This is a genomic window from Neolewinella maritima (assembly GCF_923081025.1).
Classification (GTDB): domain Bacteria; phylum Bacteroidota; class Bacteroidia; order Chitinophagales; family Saprospiraceae; genus Neolewinella; species Neolewinella maritima.
Genome location: NZ_CAKLPZ010000002.1, coordinates 440,061 through 456,344, shown reverse-complemented (window position 1 = coordinate 456,344; position 16,284 = coordinate 440,061). Strand labels below are relative to the sequence as shown.

Annotated in this window: 14 protein-coding genes and 1 tRNA gene; 4 read left to right on the top strand and 11 right to left on the bottom strand. The window is 62.8% G+C overall.

Annotated features, from left to right (window positions below):
• Positions 1-13 precede the first annotated feature (13 nt).
• The 5 genes from MJQ68_RS10290 to MJQ68_RS10270 all read right to left on the bottom strand — a co-directional run bounded on the left by MJQ68_RS10290 (position 14) and on the right by MJQ68_RS10270 (position 6,050).
• Positions 14-988 (bottom strand): hypothetical protein, encoded by a 975-nt coding sequence (locus tag MJQ68_RS10290; RefSeq protein WP_238751022.1) that lies wholly within the window; start codon positions 986-988, stop codon positions 14-16.
• Positions 988-2,715: a BatD family protein gene (locus MJQ68_RS10285; RefSeq protein WP_238751021.1), complete on the bottom strand. Its 1,728-nt coding sequence runs from the start codon at positions 2,713-2,715 to the stop codon at positions 988-990. Before MJQ68_RS10285 ends, MJQ68_RS10290 begins: the two co-directional genes overlap by 1 nt.
• A complete protein-coding gene (locus MJQ68_RS10280) occupies positions 2,715-3,512 on the bottom strand; it encodes a tetratricopeptide repeat protein (RefSeq protein WP_238751020.1) in 798 nt (265 codons plus the stop codon). The genes MJQ68_RS10285 and MJQ68_RS10280 overlap by 1 nt, the downstream gene beginning before the upstream one ends.
• Before the next feature lie 162 nt (positions 3,513-3,674).
• Positions 3,675-4,442 (bottom strand): alpha/beta fold hydrolase, encoded by a 768-nt coding sequence (locus tag MJQ68_RS10275; protein WP_238751019.1) that lies wholly within the window; start codon positions 4,440-4,442, stop codon positions 3,675-3,677.
• Positions 4,443-4,571: 129 nt separating this feature from the next.
• Positions 4,572-6,050, bottom strand: a complete 1,479-nt coding sequence (locus MJQ68_RS10270) for a mechanosensitive ion channel family protein (RefSeq protein WP_238751018.1) — start codon at positions 6,048-6,050, stop codon at positions 4,572-4,574.
• 86 nt (positions 6,051-6,136) lie between these two features.
• Between MJQ68_RS10270 and ade the strand changes: the two genes are divergently transcribed.
• Positions 6,137-7,783 (top strand): adenine deaminase, encoded by a 1,647-nt coding sequence (ade, locus tag MJQ68_RS10265; RefSeq protein ID WP_238751017.1) that lies wholly within the window; start codon positions 6,137-6,139, stop codon positions 7,781-7,783.
• A 550-nt stretch (positions 7,784-8,333) separates the two neighbouring features.
• Here the strand turns inward: ade and MJQ68_RS10260 are convergent.
• Positions 8,334-8,408 (bottom strand) — tRNA-Val (locus MJQ68_RS10260).
• A gap of 141 nt (positions 8,409-8,549) precedes the next feature.
• On the opposite strand from MJQ68_RS10260, the gene MJQ68_RS10255 reads away from it, so the two are divergent.
• Both MJQ68_RS10255 and MJQ68_RS10250 read left to right on the top strand, forming a co-directional pair.
• The gene (locus tag MJQ68_RS10255) at positions 8,550-9,035 is read left to right on the top strand and encodes a hypothetical protein (RefSeq protein WP_238751016.1); all 486 of its coding nucleotides are present in this window, start codon (positions 8,550-8,552) and stop codon (positions 9,033-9,035) included.
• A 3-nt stretch (positions 9,036-9,038) separates the two neighbouring features.
• The gene (locus MJQ68_RS10250; RefSeq protein ID WP_238751015.1) at positions 9,039-9,815 is read left to right on the top strand and encodes an SDR family NAD(P)-dependent oxidoreductase; all 777 of its coding nucleotides are present in this window, start codon (positions 9,039-9,041) and stop codon (positions 9,813-9,815) included.
• A 127-nt stretch (positions 9,816-9,942) separates the two neighbouring features.
• Here MJQ68_RS10250 and lptB read toward each other — a convergent pair whose 3' ends face one another.
• The gene (gene lptB / locus MJQ68_RS10245) at positions 9,943-10,686 is read right to left on the bottom strand and encodes an LPS export ABC transporter ATP-binding protein (RefSeq protein WP_238751014.1); all 744 of its coding nucleotides are present in this window, start codon (positions 10,684-10,686) and stop codon (positions 9,943-9,945) included.
• A 12-nt stretch (positions 10,687-10,698) separates the two neighbouring features.
• Entirely contained in the window at positions 10,699-11,844 is a 1,146-nt protein-coding gene (locus MJQ68_RS10240; RefSeq protein ID WP_238751013.1) for a S1C family serine protease, read from the bottom strand.
• A gap of 156 nt (positions 11,845-12,000) precedes the next feature.
• Here MJQ68_RS10240 and MJQ68_RS10235 point away from each other — a divergent pair, with 156 nt between their 5' ends.
• Complete coding sequence (locus tag MJQ68_RS10235; protein WP_238751012.1) at positions 12,001-12,588, top strand: hypothetical protein; 588 nt, start codon at positions 12,001-12,003, stop codon at positions 12,586-12,588.
• 23 nt (positions 12,589-12,611) lie between these two features.
• Here MJQ68_RS10235 and MJQ68_RS10230 read toward each other — a convergent pair whose 3' ends face one another.
• From MJQ68_RS10230 to MJQ68_RS10220, 3 genes are all read right to left on the bottom strand, one after another.
• Complete coding sequence (locus tag MJQ68_RS10230) at positions 12,612-14,582, bottom strand: stage II sporulation protein M (protein ID WP_238751011.1); 1,971 nt, start codon at positions 14,580-14,582, stop codon at positions 12,612-12,614.
• Between the two features lie 6 nt (positions 14,583-14,588).
• A complete protein-coding gene (locus MJQ68_RS10225) occupies positions 14,589-15,230 on the bottom strand; it encodes a hypothetical protein (RefSeq protein WP_238751010.1) in 642 nt (213 codons plus the stop codon).
• 343 nt (positions 15,231-15,573) lie between these two features.
• Complete coding sequence (locus MJQ68_RS10220; RefSeq protein ID WP_238751009.1) at positions 15,574-16,215, bottom strand: DUF937 domain-containing protein; 642 nt, start codon at positions 16,213-16,215, stop codon at positions 15,574-15,576.
• Positions 16,216-16,284: the final 69 nt, after the last annotated feature.

The window sequence follows — 16,284 nt, the reverse complement described above, 5'->3', positions numbered from 1 at the left end:
ACGTATTCGTTGCTTAATTCACTAAGGTGACGGACAGCAGGGTCAGCGCCGCCGCAAAGAGGATAAGATGGTAAAACTCCGCCCGTGCCGCCTCCTGCCGCACCAGCCAGAGCCCGAAAAGCACCCCCAGAGGAGCCACCAGCACCTGCGCATCCGCCGCCCGTATACTAGCCATACAGGCTACCACCAGGGGCGCGAACAGCAGCATCCAGTAGACGAAGGATACGTTCTTACTCCCCTCGATGTTGAGCAGCAACCGTCCGCGGTCACTGGTACTCAGTACGATCAGCAGGGGGATAATCAGCACCGCCAGACCACCCAGCACGTAGTGGCTCGTGACGGTAAGCTCCAGCAGTCCGAAGCCCCCCACTTGCAGCTCGTACCACTCCAACAGACCGCCCTGCAGGTACGCATAGGTGCCCGCCAGGAAGTAGGCGATCACTACACCACCCAGCAGCTGCCCCATGGCACGCAGATCGGCCGTCCGAAAAATGCTGATGCCTACAATGAAGCAGGGAATGAACACCAGGTAAGTGGGCACCAGTAGCGAGGCCAACCCTAGCCACCAGCCGGCGTTGAAGCGGGCTACCTCGATGGACTGCCCCTTGTACGTGCTGCTCAGCGCACCCAGGGCCAGTAGCAGGAACAGGTGGTTGAGCAAGATGGGATCGAAGACGTGGAAGGCCGGACAGACCCCCCACAGCAGCACCAGTCCCAGGCCCGGAAACTGGGTCACCGTACGCGAAAACCGGTAGCGGCTGCAGATACTATTGGCGGCGATGCCGGCCAGCGCCACCAGCAGCGGCGGCAGCAGCGTGCTCAGCCAGTAGCTGCGCTGTACGCCCGTGACTAGTAGTCCGCCGTAGTAGCTGTACGTGCCCTCTCCCACCGGTACATCGAGAAAAAACACCGGCAGCTGGAGCAGCAGGGCGTAGACGAACAGCAGCAGGCTCGCGTACGACTGATTGGTGCGGAAGAGCGACAGCATTACGCGCGGAGCTGCCGCTCGGTCTCGGTGATCAGATCGACGGCGGCGGCGTAGGTCTCGCCCAGCTCGGCGGCCGAGTCCTGCCCTGCGTAGAGCGCCATCTCACAGCGGGCCAGTAGCTGGTCGTACCGCTCGGTAAGCGCGCTATCCGCCCCGGCCCCGGCCAGCACCTGCTGGATGTTCTTCCGGCTCAGGTCGGCTACCTGCAGGGAGAAGCGGTCACGCAGGTACCGCAGCAGGGCACCCTCGACCGCGTCGTAGAACGGCCGCGGGGCTACCTGCTGCAAGTGTACGCGGGCCTCCTTGAGTCGGGCGGCGGCCACCTTGCCCGCCCGCTCCCGCAGCGCGATGGCCGGATCGCGAGCATCCCGCTGCTGGCGGTAGCGGGTGTAGCCGATGAGCCCACCGCTCAGCAAGAGAGGCAGAAGGATCAGGGCCCAGTAGGCTGGCTGACTGCCGAGGTCACGTTCGACCCGCACCCGGTCGGTCAGCGGCGGGGCGGGTAGCAGCATGAGTGCTTCTTCGGTCGCCGTCAGGGTATCCACCTGGTAGGTCTTTTGTCCGCTGCCGCCCGCTACGACCACCTCGAAGGTTTCCGGCACGAGGCTGACGTAGCGCTGGCTGTCGGTATTGAAGTAGGTCAGGGCCGGAGCCACGGTGTAGGTGCCGCCCCGCTTCGGCACCAGCTGGTACTGGAAGGCCTTGCGCCCGAACATCCCCGAGGGGCTGTCCATAAACTCCTCCTGGATCACCTGTGGATCGTAGATATTCCAGTTCGCTTCATCTACCGGCGTGGGGGCTTCCAGGCGCTGCACGTCGCCCTGTCCGGTGATCTGTAGCACCATCTTCAGCGCATCGTCGGTGGTCATGCGGTCGCGGTCGATCTGTACACTGGCGGTGTAGGTCCCTACCCCACCGCTGAAGTCAGCCGGACGGGGCTGCGGTAGCTCCTGCACCTCGATGTAAACCGTATCGGAGTTGACGGGGATCTGCTCCGTGTACCGCCGCGTGAAGCTGGAGTTGGTCCGTAGCCGCACCGCGCCGATGACCATCCGGTAAGGGTCGATCGTGAGCCGTCCGCTCTTAATGGGAAACAGCGCCAGGCTGGCCAGGGTACGGCGCTGGTACTCCCGCCCGTTCTCCATTACGTTGACTGGCGAGGCATCGAAGCGGCGGCGCGGACGGGCAAAGAAGCCATCCAGGTCCGGCTCCCGCACCATATTGCGCGAGATGGGGTTGACCGAAGCGTACAGGTTCAGGTTCAGGATGATCTGTTGACCTACATAGGCCCGGTCGGTCGAGACCTCTACGCGCAGGAAGTTTTCCGGTGCGGCGGTCACCCCGTCGTCATCCAGTTCCAATACCTCCACCCGCTGGGAGTTGCTGCGGTAAGTGCGTCCGGCGGCGCGTACACTGGCCGATCCTACGCTCAGCGTACCCGTGCGTTTGGGCTGCAGCATCCAGGACAGCGTCATCTGGCTCGTCGCCACGCCGTTGATGATGGTGGTGCCGATCGAGCGGTTCGGCCCCTGTAGCACCTCGAAGTCCTTGAAGTCGGGCGGCGTGAGTTGTTCGCCCTGCGCGTTGCGCAGTGTCAGATTATACTCTACGGTACTGTTCTTCAGCATCCGCTCCTTGCTCAGCTCGGCGGTGAAAGTGATATCCTGGTGCTGGGCCAGTAGCCCCGTCAGCGACGACAGTAGTATGAGCAGCAGACCTACGCGCATCACCATCCTTTGGTTCCGGTACAGCCTTCGCGGTCGGCCTGCCGCAGCCGGCTCAGGGTACGCTTCTCTTCCTCGGCCGCGATGCCCAGTTGGCGTTCGGCTTCCTCCTGGCTCATCTGGGGATTGGCCCCGGGGTTGGCGGTAGACTGGCCGGGCGTCTCCTGCTCGTTTTTGGCGGCTTGTTGCTGGTCGTCGGGGTCGCCGTCACCGTCCTGCGGTTGCTGATCGGCCTGTTGTTGCTGCTGCTGTTCGCCGTCCTGTCCGTCTTCACCCTGCTGCCCCTGTTGTTGCTGTTGCTGCTCACCGTCCTGCTGCTCCTGCTCCTGGTCTTGCTGATCCTGTTGCTGTTGTTGCTGCTGCTGTTCCTGCAGGTCACGGATCGCTTTGGTCAGGTTATACTTCGTCTCCTGATCGTCGGGCGTGATGCGCAGGCTCTGCTTGTAGGCTTCCACGGCCTGTTCGTAATTCTCCTGCCGGTAGTAACTATCGCCCAGGTTGCGGTAGGCGCGCGAGCGGGTGTCGGGGTCTTCGGCTAGTCCGGCGGCTTCCTCGTAGCGTTTGGCGGCCTCGGCGTACTCCCCGTTCTCGTACAGGGCATTGCCGAGGTTGTAGTTGCCCTTGGCGCTATTGTCGGCCGCTACGGCATCGGCGTACTCCTGCTCGGCCTGGCTATAGTTCTTATCGCGGTAGGCCTGGTCGCCACGGCGCAGGGCCCGGTGTGCTTCCTGTGCGTGCAGGAGGGCGGGGCCACAGGTGCAGAGCAGGATGAACAGGGCGGTGTAGAAGCGGTGGCGCATAGCGGATGCTAAGGTACGGGGGTTGGGGGATATCCGTATAGTTTGGGGGAGCGCCTGGTGGGGGTTGGGGGCTACCACAGAGTACACGCAGTGCGCGAATTTTTGACGCACGTTGATGGTGCTGCTACTATGCGAACTGATGCTGCATCATCCCCTACCAAGCTACCGGAGGAATTCACGCACCAAGCCCTCCAGCTCCCCCGGCCGTTCCGCATGCACCCAGTGCCCGGCCCCAGCTACCGTAGCGAGCTCGGCCTTGGGGAATAAGGAAATTACTCCCGGCCAGTCCTCGTCGCGTACGTAGCCGCTCTTGCCGCCACGTACGAAGAGGGCGGGACCCGGATAGCTCTGTCCCAGCGTACCGATGGGCGCGACCAGCTGGTCGTAGTCGCGATCCAGCACCTCCAGGTTCATGCGCCAGCGGAAGCCGGCATCGTCGCGGCGGGTGAGGTTCTTGAGCAGGAATTGCCGCACGCCGGCATCGGCCATGTGGGGGGCCATCAGGGCATCGGCCTCGCGGCGGTCGGTGAGGGTGGCGGGGTCGAGGGCCTTCAGGGCGGCAAATACGTCGTCGTGGCCCCGGCCGTAGAGGCGGGGGGTCATATCTACTACGATGAGCTTATCTACCAGGGTGGGATACGAGAGCGCGGCCTGCATCGCCACCTTTCCGCCCATGCTGTGGCCCAGCAGGTGACAGCGATCGATCGACCGGGCCTCCAGAAACTCCGCCACGTCCTGCGCCATCAGGGGGTAGGTCATCTCTTCGGCGTGGGGGGAGCGGCCGTGGTTGCGCAGGTCCAGGAGGATGACGGTGTAGTCCGTAGCCCACTTACGGGCCAGGGTCTGCCAGTTGTCGAGGTTACCGAACAGGCCGTGGAGGATGACCAGGGTGGGGCCGCTGCTGCCGTAGGTTTTGTGGTTTAGTTGCATGTCAGGCTTTAAACACGGAGGACGCGGAGGTGGACACGGAGGTTCACGGAGCTGTGTAGCGTTACCTCCGTACAAGCCCTCTGCATACTTCGTATACGCGGCGGTAAACTACCCCGCCCCCCCGGTAAACTACTCCGCACCCGCGGCCCCGCCCTCCTGCTCGGCAGGCTTTTCCGTAGATCCCGCCTGTCCGTTTGAAGATTGGGTGGTGATGAGCCGATCCAGCCCCTTGCCGCCCCGGATCCACAGATCGCGCTGGGGGAAGGGAATCTCTACGCCGCGCTCACGGAACATCTTGTCGATGGCGAAGCGGACGTCGCTCTTAATGTCTTCGATGCGGATCAGGTCGCGCGACCAGAAGAGGACGTCGAAATCGAGCGAAGAGCTGCCGAAGTCGAGAAAGCGCACGATGGGTTTGGGGGTGTCGAGGATGCGCTCGTGATTGGCCACTACGGTGCGCAGGATCTCGCGTACCAGCTCCGTATCCGAACCGTAGGCGACGCCCACCTTGACGTGGAAACGGGCCTTGCGCTCTACGTGACTCCAGTTGACGACGTTCTCGCCGATCAGCTTGGAGTTGGGGACGAAGATGATGATGTCATCGCGGGTCTCGACCGTAGCGGTGCGCGCACCGATCTTGCGCACCGTGCCTACCTCGTGGTCCGATACCTCCACCACATCGCCCACCATCACGCTGCGCTCGAACAGGATGATGATACCGCAGATCAGGTCGTTGAAGGTCTGCTGCAGGCCGATACCGATACCCACCAGCAGGGCTGCCGCACCGGTCCAGAGCACCAGCAGGTCGAAGCCCGCCGCCTGGATCACCAGCAGTACCCCCACTACGTAGACGAAGTAGGTGATGAGCCGGTTGATGGCATACTGGCTGCCGGGGTCCACCTTACTGCGGCGGTAGTAGGTGCCCAGGATCAGGCTGGTGATCGTCATGAGCAGCAGCCGCAGAAACAGGAAGATAGCCAGAGCCTGTACCAGATTGCCCAGGGTGATCAGTACGGCGTCTTCGCGGATGGGCTCGGTGAAGGGGTACAGCAAGTACTTGCTCAGTCCCGTATCCTGTAGCACCACCACCAGGGCCAGGGTGTACATCAGCGGGCGCACGGCGCGGAAGCGCTCCGTGGCCTCCCGCTCATCGGTCAGCGACTGCTGGGTAGCGGTCGCCGAAAGGTGGGTACGGTGGTAGCGTTGCACGAGGAGCTCCTCGATCAGGATGTCGAGCACGTTGGCCACGATGAAAGCCAGCAGCGCCTTAACGATGGTGCTGATACGGATCGTGAGGTATACCGGCGGGCCGTCTTCGGTAGCCGCCTGCTGGATCGCCTCGTCGATGAAGGTGATGTCGATGTTGAGGATCCGCAGGATGGCAATCACCAGCAGGCTCACCAGCGAAAAGCGGACGACGGCGCGTACCCGGTTGCGGTTCTTTTCCGAGACGGATTCCCGGCCGTAGTACCAGGGCAGCACCTTGCGCAGCAGCAGGAAGTTGGCCCCCAGCAGCAGGAAGGCCGCTACGCCGATCAGCAGTAGTTGATAGGCCGTGACGGTGAAGCCGTTCAGGTCCAGTAGGAGGATGTCCCGTAGTCTATCCATGATCGCTCAAAGCTAAGTCGTCTTTCCCGCACCCGGGCGCAACCCCGGACCGCAACAGCCGTTCGCCTGACTAAACACCCGTTTAGATGCAGGAGATCAAAGGCCGCTACGTCGACATCGACGCCCGCGAAGTGTACGGCGCGGTACTGACCATCAACGACGCCGGCCGCATCGAAGGTATCCAGCGCGACCCGAGCCGCGACAAACGCGGCTGGTACATCCTGCCCGGCTTCGTCGACGCCCACGTGCACATCGAGTCCAGCATGCTCCTGCCCGTAGAATTCGCCAAACTGGCCGTAGTGCACGGCACGGTAGCCACCGTATCCGACCCCCACGAGATCGCCAACGTCATGGGCCTGGAGGGCGTAGAGTACATGATCGACAACGCCCGCCACACCCCGCTGTCCATCAACTTCGGCGCCCCCTCCTGCGTACCGGCCACCAGGGCGGAGACCGCAGGTGCGGAGCTGAATGCCGAACACGTCACTGAACTCATGCAGCGCCCCGAGATCCGCTACCTGAGCGAGGTGATGAACTACCCTGGCGTCCTCCACGGCGACCCCGACCTCCTGGCCAAGATCGCCGCCGCCCACGCCGCCGGCAAGGTGGTCGACGGGCACGCCCCCGGACTGCGCGGCGAACAGGCCCGGGCCTACGCCGCGGCCGGCATCAGCACCGACCACGAGTGCACCACCGCCGCCGAAGCCCGCGATAAACTGGCCGCCGGCATGAAGATCCTGATCCGCGAGGGCAGTGCGGCCCGCAACTACGCCGCCCTGGAGGAGCTCATCGACGAGTTTCCGGACCAGCTCATGTTCTGCACCGACGACTGCCACCCCGACGATCTGCTGGCTGGCCACATCAACCGACTGGTCGTACGGGCGGTACGGGGAGGGCACGATGTGTTCGACGTACTGCGCATTGCCTGCCGCAATGCCGTAGACCACTACGGACTAGACATCGGCCAGCTGCGCGTGGGCGATCGGGCCGACTTCATCCAGGTCGATGACCTACGCCACTTCGGTCTCATGGCCACATACATCAACGGACAGCAGGTCGCCGAAGCCGGTGCCCACTTCCTGTCCGACTACCGGCCCGAGCCCATCAATCGCTTTCACTGCAGCCCGAAGACGCCGGAAGACTTCCGTGCCGCCCCCGGTCCCGCAGGAGGCAAGATCCGCGTGATCGAGGTGACCGACGGCGAGCTCACGACCGGCAGTCTGGCCCTGACCCCCGCCCTCGACGAAGACGGCCGCCCGGTCCCCGCCCCCGAGCGCGACCTGCTAAAGATCGTCGTCGTGAACCGCTATACGGATGCTCCGCCGGCGGTGGGCTTCGTCACTGGTATGAAGCTCCAGCGGGGCGCCATCGCCAGCAGCGTAGCCCACGACAGCCACAACATCGTAGCGGTGGGCGTGAGCGACGAAGACATTTGCCGCATGGTCAACGCCGTCATTGCCGAGCGGGGCGGCATCGCGGCCGGCCGCCACGAATACCTGGAGGTACTCCCCCTGCCCGTGGCGGGCATCATGAGTTTGGATACGGGCCCGCGGGTCGCGGCGCGCTATGCGGAGCTGAGTGGCTTTGCCCGCCGCAAGCTGCGCTGCGGGCTGGAGGCCCCCTTTATGACCCTGTCCTTCCTGGCCCTGCTGGTCATCCCCAGCCTGAAGCTCAGCGACCTGGGTGTATTCGACGGCGAGCAGTTCCGACTGGTGGATTTGTGGGTGGAGTAGCGGTTCACATTTCTCAGGCGCAACATACCCTTCGGTTCGTGCCTTCCAGGCGCGGTAGCCAACTGGTCTAGCTAAGTAGCAAATCTTTAAACCAGCATACACCGCACCTAGAAGGTGCGAACCGGTGGCGCGACATACCCTCACGGCTCGTGCCTTGTAGGCGTGGCAGCCAGCTGGTCTCGGCTCGTGCCTTGTAGGCGCGGCAGCTAGCTCGTCTAAATAAGTAGGAGACTTTAAAAACCAGCATACACCGCACCTGCAAGGTGCGAGCCGGTGGCGCGGCATACCCCCGGCTCGTGCCTTGTAGGCGCGGCAGCTAGCTCGTCTAAATAAGTAGCAAATCTTCAAACCAGCATACACCGCACCTAGAAGGTGCGAACCGGTGGCGCGACATACCCTCCGGTTCGTGCCTTCCAGGCGCGGTAGCCAACTGGTCTAGCTAAGTAGTAAACCTTTAAATCAGCGTACACCGCACCTGCAAGGTGCGAGCCGGGTAGTTATTCACGTAAAACGCCCCTCCGTCCGGCTGGACGAAGGGGCGCAATACAAGTGGGCAGTGAGGGGCTCGAACCCCCGACCCCCTCGGTGTAAACGAGGTGCTCTGAACCAACTGAGCTAACCGCCCTTTCCTTTAAGGGACCGCAAATATACAGCCGCCCGCCGGAATCCTGCAAGGTCGCGCCAAACTTTTGCCGATTTCTTGCGCTTGACTCTGCACCTGCGGCCCCGCCCGGGGTTGTACCTGTGTTGAATCGAACTATACCGCATGAAAGCTCTACCCTTCTTCTTTATCCTACTGTGCTGTACCGCCTGCGGCAACGCTGACCAGGACGCTGCCGAGATCGCCCAGGAACAAGCCACCCTAGCCGCCCAGGATGCCGCCTATAAGGCCATGATGGACGGCCACGACCGTGTCATGCCCATGCTGGGACGCATCACTCAGGCCCAGCGTACCATCACCGAACAGCTCACCGCCGGAGGCGTCAGCGAAGACTACCGCGAGCTCCTCCTGGCCGCCAACGAGCAACTGGAAGACGCTGACGACGGCATGAAGAACTGGATGAACAAGATCCGCCCCCTCGACGAGCTGCGCGAAGACAAGGATGCCGAAGAAGTGATGAGCTACATCAAGGAGCAGACCCGCGACATCGCCGACGTGGAGGCCAACATCACCTCCAGCCTGGCCAATGCCGATGAGATCATCCAGGGCGACAGCCACGTACACGACGGCAGCGAAGACCACACCCACTAGGTCGTGGCCGATACACGTATCCGCTCCCGCTTCGACCTGAGCGGCAAGGTCGCCGTAGTGACCGGCTCCTCCAAGGGTATCGGTGAAGCCATGGCCCGCGGGCTAGCCGAGTTCGGTGCCAGCGTCGTCGTGAGTTCCCGCAATCAGGAGTCCATCGACGAAGTAGCCCAGCAGTACCGCGCCGACGGCCTGGACGCCACCGCTATCGCCTGCCACGTAGGCGACGCCGCCGACCGCCAGCGCCTCATCGAGCAGACGATCAGCACCTACGGCCGTCTAGATATCCTGATCAACAACGCCGCTACGAACCCCTACTTCGGTCCCGTAGAAGGGCTCACCACCGCCGCCTACCAAAAGACCCTGGACATCAACCTCACTGCCGCGCTGGAATTGTCCAACCTGGCGCTGCCCCACCTGCGCGCCTCTGGAGCTGGCTGTGTGATTCACATCAGCTCAGTCGAGGGCTTGCACGCCAGTCCGCACTTCGCGGCCTACAACATCTCCAAGGCCGGCCTCATCATGCTTGGCAAGAGCCAGGCCGCCGAGTGGGCCACCGACAATGTGCGCGTCAACGTCATCTGCCCCGGACTGGTCAAGACCAAGCTCAGCCGCGCCCTCTGGGAAGACGAAGCCACGGAGAACCACATGAAAAAACTCATCCCCCTCAACCGCATGGCCACCCCCGACGAAGTAGCCGGCGTAGCGGTCTGGCTAGCCGGCCCGGCCGCGGGTTACGTGACGGGTAGCGTGGTTACTGTGGATGGTGGGATGTTAGGTTAGACCGCTTCGCGGGTAGACCACTGTCGTGGGGTAGACGGTCTACCCGCGTAGCGGTCTACCTAGCCGATAGGCGATCTAACCAGCGTAGCGTCTAATGAGCGAAGCGATCTAACGAGCCGAAGGCGATCTACCCCACCGAAGGTGCCCTACGCCGAAGCACGAAATTCTTACCCAAGTAGACCTTGCGCACCATCTCGTCCGCGGCGAGCTCCTCGGCGGTGCCGGCCTTGAGGATGTTGCCCTCGAACATGAGGTAGGCCCGGTCGGTGATGCTGAGGGTCTCCTGTACGTTGTGGTCGGTGATGAGGATGCCGATGTTCTTGGTCTTTAGCTTGGCTACGATGGACTGGATGTCCTCCACCGCGATGGGATCGATGCCGGCGAAGGGCTCGTCGAGGAGGATGAAGTTGGGATCCGTGGCCAGGGCGCGGGCGATCTCGGTGCGCCGCCGCTCGCCACCGCTGAGGGTATCGCCGTGGCTCTTGCGCACCTTGTGGAGACTGAACTCGTCGAGCAGCGACTCAAGCTTGTGGGTACGCTCGCCCTTAGTAAGCTTGGTCATTTCCAGGACGGCAGAGATGTTATCCTCCACGCTCAGCTTGCGGAACACGGAGGGCTCCTGCGGCAGGTAGCCGATGCCGCGCTGCGCCCGCTTGTACATGGGCAGGGTGGTGATGTCTACGTCGTTGAGGTAGACGCGGCCCGCGTTGGGCTTGATGAAGCCGACGGTCATATAGAAGGTGGTGGTCTTGCCCGCCCCGTTCGGACCCAGCAGGCCCACGATATCCCCCCGGTCGACGTGGATGCTTACGCCCTTAACGACGGTGCGGTTGCCGTACTTCTTTACCAGGTTCTCACTCTTTAGGCGCATGGGCGGGGGGTTCTACTGTAGGTCAATCGGTACGTCGCGGCGTTTATTGTTGCGGACGATGCCCAACTCGAGGCGGTCGCCGGGTCGGGCCCGACCGATGATCTCCGTCAGCTCGGGCAGGTCACGGATCGCCCGGCCGTCTACCGCTACGATCAGATCGTTAACCCTGAGTCCGCCGAGCGCAGCAGCAGCGCCCGGAAACACAGCATCCACCAGTACGCCCTCACTACGGCCGCGCAGCCCCAGCCGCTTGATGTCGCTCTCCGTAAGGGTGGAGATCTCTACGCCCAGCAGGGCCCGGCGGAAGCTCCCGTAGGTGATGATGTCATCCACGATACGCTGCACCAGGTTGATGGGAATGGCAAAGCTGTAGCCCTGAAAGCGGCCCGTTTTGGAGGCGATGGCGGTATTGATACCCAGCAGACGCCCTTCGGCATCGACCAAGGGACCGCCGCTGTTGCCGGGGTTAACGGCTGCGTCGGTCTGAATGAACGATTCGATCGCGTCGGCGTCGCGGAGTATGCTGAGGCTACGCCCCTTGGCGCTCACGATGCCGGCCGTGACGGTGCTGGTGAGTCCGAGCGGACTACCTACTGCCAGTACCCACTGTCCGGGCTCCGCCTCGTCCGAATCGGCAAGCTCCAGGAAGGGGAGGCTGTCCGCTTCGATCTTCAGTACGGCCAGGTCGCTCTTGGGCTCCGTGCCGACGACCGTAGCGGTGTAGCGACGGCGGTCCGAGGTAGTGACCATCACGCGATCGGCGGCCTGGATGACGTGGTAGTTGGTGACGATGTAGCCGTCGGCGGAGTAGATCACGCCACTGCCCTCTCCCCCCGTGGTGCCGCTATTTTCTTCCCGGCCGAAGAGCGCCTTGACCGTCGCCCGGTCGCGCCCAATCACGCGGGCGTCCACGTGTACTACGGCGGGGGTGGTGCGGCGGGCTGCCAGGCGTAGATCTATGGCGGCAGCGGGAAGCGGCGGCAGGGGGGCGGTACGGGCTACGGGTGCATCCGACCGGTAGCGTTCCGCTGTTTCTCCATTTGCCGTGGTGAGCCTAGCGACCGGTTCCTGTTCAGTCGATCCCATTACATAGACCACCAGGGCGGCGGCCACGAGGCCACCCAGCAGGGCAGAGAGTAGGTGGGAGCGAAAGTGCATGCGTAGAGGCAGATTGCAGACTTGAGGTGATCTAGCGTCGCAGTGAGTGAACAGGAGATACCCGTAAATTGGTTAATGCTTCCCCGACTTTCGGGCAATTCGCTATTTTCACGAGCGTTAGCACCTACGGCCTGATCCCCTACCACACGTTTTACTTTGACCACCCAGCAACTTTCCGACCTGCTTCAGCCCGAAACTCCGCTGGAAGCCAGCTTCCTGGAGGATGAAGAATTCAGGCGCGGCCTCCTCTGGGGACTACCCCGCTACGGCCACCCCGAGGGCACCATCTGGCGGCACATCATCGAGGTCAACCGCAATATCGACGCCCTGCCCGTCGACGCCACCACCCGCCGCAAGCTGCGCACCGTCTGTTGGGTCCACGATACCTTCAAGCACCTGGAGCACCGGGGCAGCCCGCGCGACTGGTCCAAGCACCACTCCATCTACGCCCGCCAGTTTCTGGCCCGCTACATCGACGATCCCCTGCTGCTGAATGTCGTCGAACTGCACGACGAGGCCTACTACTGCTGGCGGCTCGCCCACCTGTACGGCAAGCTCAGTGAGAGCGAACGCCGCATCGCCCGCCTGCGCGAACGGGTCGGCGCCTACTGGCAGCTGTATTACCTGTTCTTTAAGTGCGATACTTCTACGGGTGACAAGAATCCCGCCCCCCTGATCTGGTTCGAGCAGCGTATGACGGGCATCGAAGTGGTACACTTTATCCGGGGCACGGCTACGATCTAGCGGGCGCATTCCTGCGGCCTACCCTACTCCCGCTCCAGCCCCTTCAGCCGCCGCTTAGCCCCCAGACCGGCGATCATGTCCCGCAGACCGGCGGCCGAGTCGATCTCCAACCAACTGCCTATGCTGAGGCAAAACCCCACCGCCCAACTGCAGAAGACCAGACCGAATAGCGCATAGTAGCAAAAGGCCTGCAGCATCACGTTGTAGGCATCGATCGTCCGCTCATCGGTGTAGACCACCCAGTCCAGGAAGGTGAATACGAAGCCCCCCACGACCGAGTCGAGCAGGTACACCAGGGGGAAAGCCACCAGCGCGATCAGCACAAACAAGCCGTAGCTCCCCGCCAGGTTGGTGTACACGAGCCGAAAGACGGTAGCGGGAGGGACGTCCGTCACATAACCCGCTACCGCCAGACTGAGCAGAAACGGAAACAGCAGGAAGACCAGCAAAGACACCGCAATCCCCCCGAAGGCCAGACAGAGTGCCAGCAAGCCACTCACCGCCAGTAGCCGCAACTCCCGCGACCAGGAGAAAGCCGGCCAGTCCAGATCCGTACGGCGCACGACCAGACTTAGTGCCAGGCGCAGCATACCGTAAAAGCCCAGCGCTACCAGCACCGTGAACGATAGTGCCCTACCCCGCCCGAAGGAGCTGGTGAGCTCATGTACGTTCTCCACGTCGCCCAGGAAGTAAGACACGAACTGGTAGCGCAGCTCCGCCGGCCCGCCAAATCCGAACGACAATAAACAATAGCCCAGGGCGATCAGGCCCATGCCCCCCAGCAGCCGGCCCAGGCCAGCACGCAGCACGTCAAAGGTGGCGGTAAACTGCTCACCCACCGTACGAATGCGCCCGAACACATACGGTGCGGTCCGGCTAGCCGCCGGCTCCCGGTCGTCGTGTAGCGGCAGACTGCGGCGCTGAACCACCGTACGGGGATACACCACGTAGTACCAGACGATGAAGGCGAAGCACAGGAGGATAAAGGCAAAGCGCAGTCCGTCCGGCAGCTCCGTATGCCGCGTCACGTAGCCCTCCAGGAAGCCGGCCAAAATGAACAGCGGTACGGTCCCGAGCATGATCTTGAGTCCCGCCCGGGCCGAGCGACCGAAGGACTGCATCCGACTCAGGGTGCCGGGGAAGAGCAGCCCGCTCCCCATCGTAAGCCCCGCCCCGCCGGCGATCACGATGCTGCTGATCTCCAGCGCGCCGTGGATCCAGATCGTCAGCAGACTCTCTCGGAACAGCCCCTCGCCGGAGCCCAGATAGATCAGGGAAGCAAAGACCCGCTCCAGTCCATCCCCGCCCGCCGTAAGTACCCAGCTGAGTCCGCGCAGCAGCCAGCCGGTAGCGGGCGTCACCTCCAGCGCGCTGTAGTCGCCCTGGGCGAAGAAAAAGTACTGAAATACCCCCAGCATCACCCCGTTGCGCACCAAGAACACGACGGTACCCACGCAGAAAAAGGCCCCGGAGATAAAGGTGAGAAAGGCGACCAGAATATTATTGAGCGTGATGTGGACGGACATCCCGAAATCGTCCATCGACTTGTACACCGCCATGGGGTCGCCATCCGCGATGTTAGCCTCGGTCATGCGCACGTAGCCCTCACCCAAGATCGTCTCGGCAAAGGCCGGATCGATCCGGTAGCTCAGGATGCCGATCAGCATCGACAGTACGAACGTAACGAGCGCGATCAGCAGCGGCCGCCGGCTGGCGTACACCACGCGGGGCAGCTCGTCCGTCCAGAAGGTAAAGAACGTACCCAGCTCCCCACGCCGCCCGCGGTACACCTGCAGAAAAGTGCGCTGGGCCAGCCCATTGAGGTATACCCGTACCGAGCGATTGGGATAGAAGGTGCGGGAGATCGATAGGTCATCCGTCGTATCGACGTACAACTGGTTGAGCAGATCGGGGTCCTGATCGGTCCGCTTCAGGGATTCCTCGTAGCGGGCCCACTTCTCCTTATTCCGCTCGATGAAGTCGGTCTCCCGCACCCCTACCTAGTTCTGGCCCGAGAGCCGGATGGCTTCCTGCACGTCAATGCGCTGCCCGTCGTTCAGGGCCACCACGAAGGCGCCGGTCACGCCCATTTTCTGCAGCCGGTCGCGCAGATTAGCGGCATTCTGGTAGGTACGGAAGCGGCTCACCACCACCTTCTGCATCCCGTTCTGGTCCGTCAGGTCGAGTGCATCACCGGTCGCCATATCGGACTGCACCTTATTCTGGTCCTTCGCATAGGCACCGAGCTGCACCTGGAACACTACCCCCTTGACCTGCACCGCAGGCTGATCGGTGATCATCTCCTCGGCGGGCCGCTGATTCGCCTCCAGCGTAGTGACCTGCTGGCGCAGCGTCTGGATCTCCTGATACGCCTGCTGCGCACTCGCCTCGGCCGTAGCCAGCTGGTCCTGTGCCTCACTCTGCTGGCTCTCGTAGCTAGCTAGTTGCTGCCGCAGGGTAGTCATATCATTCTGTGCGCGCTCACAGCCCTCCACAAAATCGCGCAGGGCACCAGGATTCTCACGGTATTCCGCCGCGCGGGCACTGTAGTCCGTCCCATCTTCACCCATCACGGGGGCTACTTTAGGCGAGCAAGAGGTAGCCAGTAACAAAAAGGCTAGGGCAGGAAGCAAATGGCGCATGGGCAGGGGGGAGGTAAGGGGTTAAGGGGTTATGGAGTAAAGGGGTTAGGAACCGTCATCGGATGTATGTCCACTCCATTAGCTCTAACAACGGGCGGGGCCGCAGGTGCAAGGTAATAGCACAAACAATAATTCCCCCACCAAAAGCAGTCTACCCCCGAAGGGATCTACCGAGCGAAGCGATCTACCCCCCGAAGGGGTCTAACCCGCGCAGCGGTCTAACAAGCCGAAGGCGATCTACCGAGCGAAGCGATCTACCCCCGAAGGGGTCTAACCCGCGCAGCGGTCTAACAAGCCGAAGGCGATCTACCCCCCGAAGGGGTCTACTAAGCCGCAGGCGAACCTACTTCCCAAACATCTGCATTCCCATCCCCAAAATATCGTCCATGATACTACCGTCGCGGTTGCGGTCGAGCAGCTGACCGGCCAGACCGAGATCGGGGGCCCGGCGGGGCTGCTGGGGGGCCGTACGGTTGCCGTTGAGAAAGTCGGTGAGGGAGCCCGATAGGCCACCGGAATTCGTCGTGCTATTGCGCTTCGCCTTACCCATCATACTCAGCAGGATGGGGGCCAGGGTGATCATGAGCCTAGTGACCTGACCGGAGCTGAGTCCGCTCTTCTGGCTCACCTCCCGCACCGTATCGTCGCGGCGGTTGCCGAGGATGTGATCGAGGATGCCGCCGCCGTTGGTGGTACGGGGAGACAGCGGGCTCTGCTGCCGGCCACTCCCGCCGCCGAGCAGGGCACCGAGATTATCGAGCAGACTGCCGTCGTGGTCGCGCTCCAGGGCCGAGGACAAGGCCTGCTCGCCCTGGGGGTCGGAGGCGTTGCGGGCCATGGCACCCATCAGGGAAGACAGAATGGCACTGGAGGCTACGGTGGTCTTGCGGCGGTCGTTGGCGCCGATCTGCTGGTCTAGCTGGTCCATGAGACCGGCATCTAGGTGGGAGCTGGCTTGTTGCTGGAGAAGGTCGGTGAAGTTCATCGCAGGTAGTTTTAGCGGTGGATGGAGTGGGTATCCGGATATATAAGGCGGCTCGGGGTGGGGATGTTG